Annotated in this window: 13 protein-coding genes; 6 read left to right on the top strand and 7 right to left on the bottom strand. The window is 67.9% G+C overall.

All coding sequences use genetic code 11. The features are described from left to right. Nucleotides 1–166 precede the first annotated feature (166 nt). From CR162_RS20955 to CR162_RS20965, 3 genes are all read right to left on the bottom strand, one after another. Nucleotides 167–1,404 (bottom strand): IS3 family transposase gene (locus tag CR162_RS20955; RefSeq protein WP_245870520.1). Its coding sequence is split into 2 segments (ribosomal slippage): nt 167–1,068 and nt 1,068–1,404, totalling 1,239 coding nucleotides; the frame shifts between segments, so codons are not numbered across the junction. 388 nt (nt 1,405–1,792) lie between these two features. Further along, entirely contained in the window at nt 1,793–2,176 is a 384-nt protein-coding gene (locus CR162_RS22565) for an HVO_A0114 family putative DNA-binding protein (protein ID WP_176559973.1), read from the bottom strand. Continuing rightward, on the bottom strand, nt 2,173–2,460 hold the full coding sequence (locus CR162_RS20965) for a toxin-antitoxin system TumE family protein (RefSeq protein WP_099097439.1): 288 nt from the start codon (nt 2,458–2,460) through the stop codon (nt 2,173–2,175). Before CR162_RS20965 ends, CR162_RS22565 begins: the two co-directional genes overlap by 4 nt. Nucleotides 2,461–3,066: 606 nt before the next feature. Between CR162_RS20965 and CR162_RS20970 the strand changes: the two genes are divergently transcribed. Genes CR162_RS20970 through CR162_RS20990 form a run of 5 tightly spaced genes read left to right on the top strand, consistent with a single transcriptional unit; the run spans nt 3,067 to nt 6,427 of the window. Continuing rightward, on the top strand, nt 3,067–3,327 hold the full coding sequence (locus CR162_RS20970; RefSeq protein ID WP_073140149.1) for a FitA-like ribbon-helix-helix domain-containing protein: 261 nt from the start codon (nt 3,067–3,069) through the stop codon (nt 3,325–3,327). Further along, complete coding sequence (locus CR162_RS20975) at nt 3,324–3,746, top strand: type II toxin-antitoxin system VapC family toxin (RefSeq protein ID WP_073140115.1); 423 nt, start codon at nt 3,324–3,326, stop codon at nt 3,744–3,746. The genes CR162_RS20970 and CR162_RS20975 overlap by 4 nt, the downstream gene beginning before the upstream one ends. Nucleotides 3,747–3,799: 53 nt before the next feature. Continuing rightward, the gene (locus CR162_RS20980) at nt 3,800–4,774 is read left to right on the top strand and encodes a tyrosine-type recombinase/integrase (protein ID WP_176559974.1); all 975 of its coding nucleotides are present in this window, start codon (nt 3,800–3,802) and stop codon (nt 4,772–4,774) included. Beyond that, entirely contained in the window at nt 4,771–5,526 is a 756-nt protein-coding gene (locus CR162_RS20985) for a hypothetical protein (protein WP_073140113.1), read from the top strand. Before CR162_RS20980 ends, CR162_RS20985 begins: the two co-directional genes overlap by 4 nt. Continuing rightward, nucleotides 5,519–6,427, top strand: a complete 909-nt coding sequence (locus CR162_RS20990) for a segregation/condensation protein A (RefSeq protein ID WP_073140111.1) — start codon at nt 5,519–5,521, stop codon at nt 6,425–6,427. Before CR162_RS20985 ends, CR162_RS20990 begins: the two co-directional genes overlap by 8 nt. 303 nt (nt 6,428–6,730) lie before the next feature. Here the strand turns inward: CR162_RS20990 and CR162_RS20995 are convergent, their stop codons facing one another. Then, nucleotides 6,731–8,248: a calcium-binding protein gene (locus tag CR162_RS20995; RefSeq protein WP_245870521.1), complete on the bottom strand. Its 1,518-nt coding sequence runs from the start codon at nt 8,246–8,248 to the stop codon at nt 6,731–6,733. A 234-nt stretch (nt 8,249–8,482) separates the two neighbouring features. After that, entirely contained in the window at nt 8,483–8,884 is a 402-nt protein-coding gene (locus tag CR162_RS21000; protein ID WP_073140108.1) for a four-helix bundle copper-binding protein, read from the bottom strand. A gap of 550 nt (nt 8,885–9,434) precedes the next feature. On the opposite strand from CR162_RS21000, the gene CR162_RS21005 reads away from it, so the two are divergent. Further along, nucleotides 9,435–10,694 carry a type II restriction endonuclease gene (locus CR162_RS21005; protein WP_073140105.1) on the top strand — a complete coding sequence of 420 codons (1,260 nt, stop codon included), beginning with the start codon at nt 9,435–9,437 and terminating at the stop codon, nt 10,692–10,694. A 510-nt stretch (nt 10,695–11,204) separates the two neighbouring features. On the opposite strand, the gene CR162_RS23295 is transcribed toward CR162_RS21005, so the two are convergent. Together CR162_RS23295 and CR162_RS21010 are read right to left on the bottom strand one after the other, a co-directional pair. Continuing rightward, nucleotides 11,205–11,468, bottom strand: a complete 264-nt coding sequence (locus CR162_RS23295) for a helix-turn-helix domain-containing protein (RefSeq protein WP_367604169.1) — start codon at nt 11,466–11,468, stop codon at nt 11,205–11,207. 380 nt (nt 11,469–11,848) lie between these two features. Continuing rightward, on the bottom strand, nt 11,849–12,466 hold a 618-nt coding region (locus tag CR162_RS21010; protein ID WP_141563275.1), incomplete at its 5' end, for an IS5 family transposase.

Consider the following 12,466-nt stretch of genomic DNA (forward strand, 5'->3'; position numbering starts at 1 on the left):
ATCCAGCGGCAGGTCGAGATCATTGACCGGCCGGATCTGGCCCGGCATCAGCTGCTGCAGGCGCCAGGTGTGCGGCCGGATGGCAGGTGGGTTGCTGCGCAACTCCACGGTCACATCGCGCAGGGTTTCCGTACCCCTGTTCTCGATCGACATGGAGTGGCCCCCATCAAACCGGACAGGGGGCTTGGTTGGCTGACTGCTCGGCGATGAACTCACGCGGCGAACGCATGCGCAAGCCGGAGTGGGGATGGACGGTGTTGTAGTCCTCGAACCAGGCGGGGATTTGCTGCAGGACGGAGATGGCGTCCGGCCTGGGGTTCACACGGGCATAGTCGCGCTTCAGGGTCTTCACGAAGGCCTCGCAGACGCCGTTGCTCTCGGGGCTGCGGACCGGCGTGAAGCACGGGACGAGGTTCAGAGCGGCGGCGAAGTCGACTGTCTCCGCAGCGGTGTAGGCGGAGCCGTTGTCGGCGAGCCACTGGACGGGCTGCGGGGCGCGGATGGCGTCGAACCGGCGCTCGACGCAGTCGAGCATCATGTCGCGGATCATCTCGCCGGAGATGCCGCCGCCTGAGGTGGCAACCCAGGCCATGATCTCGCGGTCATGGGTGTCGATGGCAAAGGCCACGCGGACGACCTCGCCGTTCCAGCAGGGGATCTCCAGCCCATCAGAGGCCCAGCGCTGGTTGGAGGCAGGCGCGATGACGGTGCCCTCGTGGGCACGGATCGGTCGCCTGCCGGTGTGGGGCTGCAGCAGCATTGAGGAGAGGCGCATCAGTCGGAAGATGCGCTTGTGATTGAGGGGCGGCTCGCCGGAACTGCGCCTGGCCCGGTTCAGCAGGGCGGTGACGCGGCGGTAGCCATAGGTGGGTCGGGCATCTGTGATGGCGCGGATCTCGGCCAGCACGGCCTCGTCCTCGGCACGGCGGTAGGAGCCACGCCGCGGCCGCTCAGGGCGCCGGAGCCCCTCGACCAGGTTGGACCGGGCGACGCCGAGCGTGTCGGCCACGGCCTTCACCGGGAACCTCCCGGAGGCGGCGACGGCAAGCGCAACGCGTGTTTTTTTGGGCGCGCGGCCTCCAGGGCCTCACGGAGGATCTCGGCCTCCATCGTCTTGCGGCCGAGAAGACGCTCTAGCTCGCGCACCTTCGCCTCGAGCTCGCGGACGCGGCTCGCGGCCACCACGTCCTCGTCGGCCCTGACCGCCTCCAGGCCACCCTCGGCCATGCGCCGCCTCCACCCGAACAGCAGGCTGGGAGAGACGCCGTGGAGCCGGGCGACAGCCGAGACTGTCATGCCGGGCTGCATCGTCTCCTCGACCAGCCGGACCTTCTCCTGGGCAGTGTATCGCCTCCGGCGCTCCCGGCCGGTGATGATTTCGACGCGCTCGATGGGCTTCGACATAGGCGCACGCCTAGGCTTGCGCCTAGGCCCTCACGGTTGCGCCGCCTGTCCGGTCGAATTGGGGGCCGCTCCACGACAGTTCCGTCAGTGCCGGAACATGGTTGTGCCAGAGCGCTAGGTTAATGGATGGCTGTAGCGAAGCCCTGATGAGGACAGGTGGCGGCTGTGGGGCAGCCAGGGGCAGATCTGAGGTGGCTTCGCTTGCCTCGGGAGTGGCTTCACTGGAACCATCCATCACGCTCATCTGGAAGCCCTCAAGCCTTTCGCTACGAACCTAGGATCTACTGGCAACAGCCAGCATCGACGCGGCTCACCTGAGGTGAGTGGTGTCGATGCTGGTGGAAACAATGTGAGCTGGTAGGCGCCAGCTTTGGCGCCTTTGCTGTCATCATGCAGCCTTAGCCGGTGCACTGAGGGAGAGCGCGAAGGCGATCTCATCATGCGGTGCCCGCAGCGCTGTGCCATCCCGCTCGATCAGCCCAATCTGCGCCAGAGCCGCAACATCGTCATGCACACGGCGATAGTCGCGGTCGATCGCTTCGGCCAGGGCCTTGGTGCTGCGCGCTGGATGCTGGTGCAGGTGACGGAGCAATTCCAGACGCTTGGGAGACAGTGCGCTGAGCAGCATCTCGAACGACTCGAACGTGACGTGGTCCTCGGCCTCGACCTCTTCCCCGCGGTTGTAGCGGGCGTCCGCCTCCAGCAGGCGCGCGAGGCTGTCATGATCAGCCCTCTGGCGATCGACCGCGAAATGAATGGTCACCTTGCTCATGCCTGGCTCCTTTCCTGCTCAACCTCGGCGCGGAAGTCGTCCAGAAGGGCAGCCAAGCCACGGAACTGATAAGGATGCTCCGCTCCGTGGTGGTGCCGATGATCGCCTTTGCCGCGCTCGTTGTCGTACCCGATGACCCTGGTTCCGTTCACCACGTAGACCAGTCGATACTTGTAGCCATGCTCGCTGGGAGGCACCGGCGACGGTACGCGCCAGATGACTTCCTCCCGGATCGCGCCGTCCGCGAACACTAGCTTCTCGGCGTGCAGGCGAATGGCATCCATGTGTCACTATGGCCTGTGATGCCATATGTTTCAAGGTGGCATAAGCTGCAGGAGTAGAAGATGCGGGTATGGCTGACACAGCTTGTACCGTCTGGTCCTGCGGTGACCGTTCGAGGAGGCCGATTTGGTTGCTAAAGCCGCCGGAAAAGGGCGTCCTGGTTCGCTAGGTCATCGCTAGCCTCTTCCGGCTGGCGCAGGCCGGCACCCGGGACAAGCAGAGAATGGTAGATGCTGGGACCACCAGGAACGCGGCGGTTTGCTACGCAGCGCCACCTCCCGCCTGATCGAGGCCGGTGGCCTCCAGGTGATCATGAACTTACCTGAGCGCTCTCCACTTCTCCTGGGGAAGTCCAGGCGCTTAGCGAAAAGTCAGACACGATAATCCCTCTTTATCGTGCCCAAGGGGCGGAGAGGGGCGGATTGCCATGGGCGGGCCGGTCCGGGCACACTGACGATGGCCGGAGCGGCGGGCGCTGGGGGCGTTCTCTGGACCGGCAGACGAGGGCAGGGGCTCGGGGGGACGAGTCCCCGTTTTTGTCCGATAATAGCGGCCTGGCGAATTTTGCTAGCATTTGATAGCATGCTGTGTGGAACGAGGGGGACGGCATGGCAAGCTTGTTGATCCGGAATGTCGACGAGGCCCTGCGCGACCAGCTGAAGGCGCGGGCGCGTCGGCACCGCCGCTCCCTTGAGGAGGAGGCGCGCGAGCTCCTGCGCGCCGCCATCGCCCGCGAGGCCGCGGGCCGCGAAACGCTGCCCGCCATCGCCGCGCGCCTCTTTGGCCCCGAACACGGGATCGACCTCGCCCTGCCGCCACGCACCGCGGAGCGGGAGCGGCCGCCGCTCTTCGGCGGCGAGGCGCGGTGATCCTCCTCGACACCAACGTCGTCTCCGAACTGATGCGGCCGCATCCGGACGCCCGGGTCATGGGCTTTCTGGCCGCCCGGCCGCTGGAGACGCTGTTCCTGCCGAGCCTCGTCGTCGCGGAGATCCGCTACGGCCTCGCCCGTCTGCCGGAGGGCCAGCGCCGCGCCGGCCTTGAGGCCCTGTTCGCGCGCCTTCTCGCCGAGGGCTTCGCGGAGCGGGTCCTGCCGTTTGATGCGAGTTGCGCGGTCCACGACGCGCGGGCGCGGGCCGCCCGCGAAGCGGCCGGTCGGCCGATCGCCATGGCCGATGGCCTGATTGGCGGCATGGCCCTGGCCCACGGCGCGGCCTTGGCCACCCGGAACACCGCTGATTTCGACGGTCTCGGCCTGATCCTGATGAACCCGTGGGACCTGCCGTGACGCCGCCCAACGGTGCCGGGTCCAAGCCACTCCCCCCGGCGGTCCGGCGCCTGGTGCCGGAGGCGCTCCCGCCCGAGGCGCTGGCCGTGCTCGCGGGCCCGGTGGGCGAGGCCCTCGCCCAGGCGGCCGGCTATGCCGGCCGGGCGCTCTCGGAGAACACGAAGCGGGCCTATGAGTCGGACTGGCGCGCCTTCTGCGGGTGGTGCGCGGCCGGCGGCATCGCCCCGCTCCCGGCGCCGCCGGTTGTCGTGGCCGGCCATCTCGCCAGCCTCGCCCAAACCCTCGGGCGCAGCGGGCTGCGCCGGCGGCTCGCCGCCATCGCCCACCACCACCGGCAGGCCGGCCATCCCTGGGAGACGCGGCACCCGGCGATCAGCGCCACCCTGCGCGGTATCCTCGCGACGCACGGCAAGCCCGCCCGTCCGGCCGCGGCCCTAACCTCGGCCGAGGTGAAGCGGCTGCTGGCGAGCTGCGGGAGCGACACCGCCGGCCTGCGCGACCAGGCGCTGCTGCTGCTGGGCTTCGCCGGCGCGCTGCGGCGCTCGGAGCTGGTCGCGATCAATCGCGAGCACCTGCGCTTCACGAGCGAGGGGATGACGGTGTTCCTCCCCCGCTCCAAGCGCGACCAGGAGGGGGAGGGGGCGACGATCGGCATCCCGCGCGGGCTGAACCCGCTCTCCTGCCCGGTGCGGGCGGTGGAAGCCTGGCTCCGCCGGACGCGGATCGAGTGGGGGGCGGTGTTCCGGCGGCTCAGCCCGGGCGGGGCGCTGGAGGATCGGCTGAGCCCGCAGGGGGTGTGGAAGATCCTGCGGCGGCGGGCGACGCTGGCCCGACTCACGGTGGACGAAACCGAACGGCTGTCGCCGCACGGGCTGCGGGCGGGCTTCATCACCGAGGCCTATCTGAAGGGCGCGCTGGACGAGCAGGTGATGCACCACACCCGGCAGAAGAGCCTGGCCACCACCCAGGGCTACCGCCGGCGGGCGAAGATCACCCGCGACAGCCCGGCGCGGCTGCTCGACCTGTGACCGGTGCCCTCGAGGCGGAGGGGGAGGGGAGGGGTCGCGCCGTCCCCCGCCCGGAGCCCGACCCGCCCGAGCGGCCCTGGCAGCCGACCCCGGTCCCGGTGGACTGGCTGTGGAACACCCTGACCGTCAGCGGACCCACGGAGGCGGTCGCGCCGTTCCAGGCGGCCGCGGCCGGTCCGGGCGTGATCCCGTGGACGCTCGACCTCGACGCCCTCGAGGAGGAGTTCCTACTGCCGATGGCCGGGCCGCCGGACGGGGTGCGGGCGATCAGCCTCGCCGGGGCCAAGCTGCTGGCGCGGCGCCTCCGCGAAGCGGTGGCCCTGAACCACCAGCGGGCGCTGGCCCGGATGGCGACCGACCGCTCCTGCCCCTTCGACCTGCACCGGCTGCTGCCGATCCCCGCCGCCATCCTCGCCCTCGGGCCGGAGGAGGGCGCCAGTCGCGACTGGCTGCGGGCGCACTGGGGAACGACCCGTCCGCTCCGCCATGCCGCCGTGCTGCCGAGCACGCTGGACGGGCGGAAGAAGAAGATGGGCCAGTGGCGGGTCGGCTTCTGGTCGGCGGACTGGTCGCCCTGGCAGGCCGTGGCCCGGCTCCGCCGGGCCTCACCCGATCTCGCCTTCGGCCTGCAGCCGCACTATGCGCCGGGCGCGGACGCGGGACGCGCCGTGAGTCGGGGCGCCGGGGCGGACCGCGAGGGGCCAGGTCGGACGGCCAAGCCGGCCCGGCCTGGGCGGAGCGCCCGTGTCTGAAGCCGCCACCCTCGAGATCGAGGGCTGGGAGGGGGAGGGGAGGGGCGGCCGCCCCCTCGCAAGCGAGGCCGCCCCGCATCTGAGCGTGGAGGGCTTCGAAGGACCGCTCGACTTCCTGCTCGAGATGGTGCGGCGGCAACGGGTCGACCTCGGCCGGCTCTCGATCCTCACCCTGACCGACCAGCTGGTCGCGGCGATTGAGGCCAGCGGGGGAGGGATCCGGCTGGAGCGGCGGGCGGACTGGCTGGTGATGGCGAGCCAGCTGCTGCTGCTGAAGGCGCAGCTGCTGGCCCCGGCCAACGCGCAGGAGGCCGAAGCGGCGGAGGCGGCCGCCACCCGGAAGCTCGACCTGCTGGACGAGCTTGCCCGCATGCGGGCGGCGGCGGCCTGGCTCGCGGCACGGCCGCAGCTCGGGCAGGGGGTGTTCGGACGCGGGCAAGCCACCCCACCGCAGGCCCGGCCGCAGGCGGAGCTCTATGTCGGCTTCTTGGAGGCGACGCTCACCCTGCTGGAGGGGCGGGAAGGGCAGGGGGCCGAACCGCCACCCTCCTACCGGCCCACGCTGCCCGACTTCTGGCGCATCCCGGACGCCCTCAGGCGCATCACCGTGCTGCTCCAGCAGACCCCGGCAGCCTTGCCGCTGGAGCACTGCTTGCCACCGATTCCAGACAGCGCAAGGGACCGGCCCATCCGGATCCGGGCAGCGCTGGCCAGCACCCTTGTGGCGGGGCTCGAACTCGCACGCGATGGTGCGGTCACACTTGAGCAAGACCAGCCCTTCGGGCGGGTCCTGCTCGCGTTGCAGCTTCCTGAGCCATCCCACAGCAAAGGGCTGATGCATGCGCCTGAGGATCATGGCGTCGCTGTTGATGACGGCGCTCACCCTAGCGGCTTGCGATGATGCCGAGACCAAGAGACAGCGCCAGCAGGCCGAACAGGCGGCGCGCTCCCAAGCGGAGGTTGCAGCTGCGAGCAAAGCGGCCGAGGAGCAGCTGCGCTCGACGGCCCGCAATATCACCCCGGGCGCGAAGCTCAGGGTCAGCGATTCCCGCCGACAAAGCCAAGATAGGGGGTGCACATTGCGGGCGCTTTGCCGCCCCACATCAAGATATTTCACTGGGATGACAGATGTTCCTGAACGACCTAGGGCCGGTTCGCCCCGGCCTTCCTCAAGGCGCTGCCCGAGGTTTGCCGGGGCGTGCTCTCAGGCGATGGGGCCTGAGCTGTCCGGGAAGATGTACCAGGATCCGAAGTCACTCACTCCGGCCACGAACTGCGGCGCGTCCTCAAACATGAAGTCACTCTGCCGCAAGTTGCTAAGGGGAACATCGACCAGCAGGATGGATCCGTCGGATCCGACCTCTCCATCAACGTCCCAGCTCACAAGGGCGCCACGATCCGTATCCTGGACGCTCACGTCATCCGCTCGGATGCCCATGAAGGCGATGTGGTCGAAGGCACCCTGGGCATCCCCTGTGGCCACAAAGTCCAGCACCTCGTCATTGCCGCTGTCGGGCGACACCATGAAGGCATCGGCCCCTGCACCGCCGACGAGGGTGTCATCGCCCATGCCGCCCTCCAGCATGCCGTGCGCCGCCCCTTCGTCGAGATAGTCGTCCCCGTCGCCTCCCATCAGCTCGTCGGATTCGGCCCCGCCCAACAGCCGGTCATCGCCGCCCCCGCCAACCACGCGGTCCCGGCCGTCCCCGCCGTCCAGCGTGTCATTGCCATCGTCACCCTGGATGTGGTCGTCCCCGCCGAGGGCCGAGACGCTGTCGTCGCCGCCCAGGCCGGATACCGTGTCCGACATTTCAGTCCCGGTGACTTCATCGGCACGGTCCGTGCCCCGTGTCACCGCGTACTCGTCGAAGTCGAGACTCAACCGCTGGTTTGAGAACAGGGTGTCTGCCAGGAAGTCAAACAACCGGCCGGATTCCTCATTGCCGGAGATTTCAGGCCCCGCCACGCTCGGCGTCGCCCGCTCCGCAGTTGGTCCCGCAGGATCCCGCAGGCCCGGAGGGAGGTCCGGTGAATCCGCGAACATGAAGTCATCCTGGGCGAGTTCGGACCGGGCTACACCCTCCAGCAGGACGGAACCGCCCTCCCAGCTGATCCGCACACCGTCTGCCGTGTCGGCGAACGACAGATCCTCCCACCGCAGGCCGTCCATGATCGCGAGGTGGTCGAACATCCCTGGGCCCGCGGTGAAGTCCTTGATGACGTCGTCGCCGCTTGTGCGGCCGACCATGAAGGCGTCGGGGCCACCGCCTCCGACCAAGGTGTCGTCACCTCCCTCGCCATCGACGGTGCTGTGGCCCTCGCCCTCGTCAAGGTAGTCGTTCCCCGGACCGCCGCGCACCGTGTCGGCGCCGAGGCCACCGTAGAGGGCGTCGTTCCCCGGGCCACCCTCGACCTCGTCGGCGCCCAAGTTCCCCGAGATGAGGTCCGCTCCCGCATCCCCATGGAGCACATCGTCTTCTTCACCGCCGCCCAGGCGGTCGGCACCACCCAGGCCCCAGGAGAAGTTGATGGCGCTGCTGCCATCAATCTGGTCGTCCGCGCTGCCGCCGACTGCGAGGTCGTAGAAGGTGTCACCGCTGTGGAAGTCGAGATTCAGGCCATCGCTTGCACGACGTTGGGCATCTGCGACGAAGTCTCCCAAGAAGGACAGGAAGAAACCGGCGCGAGAGTTCAGGTCCGCAATGCTCATCGTGTTCTCCATGACGAGGCATGCTCAGGCGTTCACCGTAGGAGAGTGGGCGCGGCTCCCCTCCGGCACGAAAACTCGGCCTTTCAAGTGCGCGCCTCACGACGGGCGCAGTTCCTTAAAGGTGGCCCTCGGGCGCCCACCGGCTGGCGAGGACAACACACCCCCGGCACCGCTCGGCGCCCGGCCGTGCCGCTGACTCTGTTGCAGCTTCCAACGCACCCTGCGTGGGTCGCCGGACACCGTGCATCAGGTGATGCTGCGGGCCGCCTCCTGGCACGCCTGCGTGCAGCGGCGGCAGGCCTCAGCACAGATCCGGCAGTGCTCATGGTGGCTGGCGTGGCGCTCGCATTCCTCGCCACAGAGACGGCAAGCAGTCTCGCAAGCGGTCAACATCTGCTTGATCACTTGCTCATTGGAACCGGTCCGGCGTGTCGCGACCGAGCCGGTTGAAGCGCAGACGTCGGCGCAGTCCAGGTTGAGACGGATGCACTGCGTCAGCTGCTCGAGCATCTTCTCACCGAGGCAGGCATCGGCACATGAAGTGCAGGTTTGCGCGCACGAGTAGCATTCCTCGATGCACCGGATGAGCACGTCGTTGGTACTGCCCTGCACATGCGGGTGCGAGCTTATCATCTCTTGTACATGCATCAGGCTGTCTCCTGGATGCGGCCTATAACCTGAGTCAAGCGGAGCCGAGCAGTTCGGACCGCCTCACACAGCTCAGCGCAAAACTCCCATCCGGAGAGAGGGTTTGGTCCAGCCAGACGCTGAAGGTCCGGCACAAGGGCCGGGACGCTATCGAGAGATGTGGTGTCTTTAAGCAAACAGTGGATTTCAAACGGAATTTCGGTGCCTCCAAGTCAGCCCGCGCAACGCGCCGCAACAAATTGATGTAAATGAGGAGCTAGTGTTTACCCGCCCTCAAGCGTCCGCCGGGACCGCAAGATCGCTCGTCCGCGAGATGGCCGGTGCTGCTGTTTGGAGATGGCGTGGTGCACCCCAGATGCTGGCAGCGCAAGTCGCCATCACGCACCACGCCAGACCGCCGGAACTGCCGACCCTCTTGCGAGTAGACTTCGCCTGGATCATCGTTGCATGGGAACACACCGCCAGTTTCGGCGGGCCTCGGAACGAAGAAATGCAAGTCTCGGCAGCCCTCCTGAACTCTGGAGGACCGTGGGCGAGTTCGCCCGATGTGATGACCCCCTTGCTGACGCGCTGGCGCGACGACCCCGGCGCCACCTACCGGAGCTGGTTTCTTTGGGAGGAGCGGGTCAAGAACTTCCGCTCTATCAGGCGCGGCATCCAGCAGGTTGTGACCGAGATAGAGGCCGGGACCTTTGGCGTCGCCTACCGCGGATCGTCCCTGGAGACCGTGGTCCACTCCGTCGCAGAGCAGCGGCAGATCTTCAAGGGTGCGGACCACGCCTTCCTCTGGAAGCCGAAGCTCCGCATCCCCGACATCTATGAGAACCCGGAGAACCAGCGCGCCTTCGGCCGCCTGCTCGACACCTGCGTCTGCTGCAACACCGAGTTGCAGGTTATCGCCGCCGTACGGGAGATCGACGCCAAAGCCATCAAGGGCCTCGGTCCGGCGGTCGCCAACCTCCTCTACTTCCTGCATCCCACCATCGTGCCGCCGTTCAACACCGCCATTGTCAACGGTTACAACGCCCTCACCGGCGCGAAGGTGAAGCTGGGCCGGTGGGACGAGTACCTGGCCATGCGGCAAGGAATCCTCGCCCTCAACGCCAAGCACCGCAACCTGCTGTCGAACGACCTGGGTGCCATCGGCGGCCTGCTGTTCGACCTCGGCAGCGGCCGCTACCCGGCGCCGCCCCGAGAGGACGACCCGGACGCCCGGGCCGCCTGGCAGGCAGACCTTGCCCTCGTCCGCGAGGCGGGCGCGAGGGCCGCCAAGGCACTGGCCGAGGCCCGTGAGGAGGACGAGACCCATACCGCGGTCCAGGGCTGCCTCCGGGACCTGGGTAAGTCCTTGGGTTACGACGTCTGGATCGCCGCGAACGACCGGAACCGGCCGCTGGACGGCGGCAAGCTGGGCGATGGCTGCCTGGGCGAGCTTCCAGCGGCTGTCGGGCAAGCGCCGGGTGCCGACGCCGTCCGGCTCATCGACGTCCTCTGGCTGGCCAAGGAGACGGGACGGATCGTCGCTGCCTTCGAGGTGGAGCACACAACGTCTATCTACTCAGGGATTGTACGCATGCTGGACCTCGCGCTCGGCCCTGAGGCGCACGCCTTGGAGGGCATGTTCCTCGTGGCGCCGGACGGCCGCGAGGGCGAGGTGAAGGCACAGCTTGCGCGGCCCGCGTTCTCCCGCATCGCCGACCTCAAGGTGCACTATCTGCCCTACGGCGAGCTCAAGGCGAACCGGGAGGCTATCGCGCGTTTCGGCGAAGGCATGAAGCCGATCCAGGCCATTGCGCGAAACCTCGTCTAGGCGCGCGGCTCCCCTGCCTCTGCCGGTGCGGCGCTTACACGTCCGCCGTCGCGCCGCTCTTGGTCGCCCGCGGGCGGCTTCGGGCAGGCGTAGCGCATGAAGCTCTCCGTCGGGCGAGTGATGCAGGCAGCGAGCGAAAGCGTCGCCCGCAGCATGAGCGGTGGCATGCACCAAGCCAGTGCTTCCAGCACCACGACCTCGCAGTGATCGCTGCAAATGAGCCCCGGCCTCTCATCGCCCTGCCACTCGATGTCACAATCCAGGATTCCGTCCGGGCGCCTGAGAGCTACCTGACCCCAATTGGGAAGGTGCCGCGGGCCGGAGGCATTTCGCCGTGAACCGGCGCTGTCAGGGTAGCCCGGCGGTCGCCCGCATCGGCAACTCCAAGTGCAGACGGTAGATGCCGTTGCCTTCGTCGGCCGCCATGAGTGGAGGAGGGTTGGCGCCTTCGGCCATGGGCGAGGTCACGATCCTAACCGGACAGCGTCGTCCCAAAGCGGTGGTCGTAGGTTACGGCGATGAGGGCCGGCCGGCTCGAGACGGGATGCGAGTACTGACGTTCAGATTGACCTGATAGCGGGCTCGCCCCGGTCCGCGGAGTCCCGGTATCTTCTCGCGGTGGCGGCGTATGGCGCCGATACTCTCCAGCTCGGACATGACGCGCGATACCTCGTCTGGGCTTGTGTTGGCTGCCGCCGCAAGAGCAGTGCGCGAGATGAGAATGTCTCCCGTGCCCTGGCACATGCACTGAAGGCACTCGGCCCAAAGCTCCATTGCCACGAGCGGCAGCTCAGAGTGCCGCCGCAACCACCCTACCACTGCCCGATTCTGCTGCGGAGTGACCAAAGGAACATCCGACCGGACCAGGTGCTGCGCGACCGATCTAATGAATAGATCAGCTTAGAAGGAGCAAGCAGACCACTTTAGGCATGAAAGACAGATTTTCCTCCGCAGGCCGCCTTCGTTCACCGCGCGTCCTCGGACGGGCCACCGGCGCTAGCGGAGGACATACGGTCTCACCACCCCCGCCCATCTCTGCCCGAACCGGCGAGGCTCACGATTAGAGCTCCCTGTCCATCAGACTTGGATGCCGCTCAGATGACTGCGTTGCACAGATCAGCTTGCAAGCGCAGTGAGCCACAGGCGCATTTCGGTCACGTGATGCGGATATACTCCGGGCGTCCAAGCTCAAGCATACGGTTCAGCACACTGACAGCGACGGCCACCTCGGTCGCACGGCGCTCGTCGGTGCGCGAACGCAGCGCGCCACCGATGACCCGCTTGAACCTGCTGATGTCCGCCTCGACCAGAGCACGCGAGTTGTAGCCAGACACCTTCTGCCAGCCCATGCGCCCGCGCTCCGCGATGGCCCGAAGATGTTGGTCGCGCTGCGTCGGCGCCGTTTCGGCCGTGGCGCTCGGCACGGCACTGGACCGTGGTGGGACGATCACCGCAGCATCAGGATGCCGTGTGGTCACCTCAGCGTAGACGCCGTCCTGGTCGTAGGCGCCATCGGCCGTGAACGAGGCGACCGGTGCGATGATCTGATCGAGCAAGGGCCCAACCTGCGAGGCGTCGTCCACGTCGCTCGTGGTTAGCGTCGCCGCCATGATCTGCCCGGTGTCAGCGTCCACACCGATGTGCAACTTGTACCATGACCTCCGTGTCCTGGTCCCGTGCTTCTCGGTCAGCCATTCGCCCGCGCCGCACAGCTTCAACCCCGTGCTGTCAACGATGAGGTGCACGGGGCGAGCGCCGGGCCGGGGCCGCGG

It is taken from the genome of Teichococcus rhizosphaerae (assembly GCF_002631185.1).
GTDB lineage: Bacteria > Pseudomonadota > Alphaproteobacteria > Acetobacterales > Acetobacteraceae > Pseudoroseomonas > Pseudoroseomonas rhizosphaerae.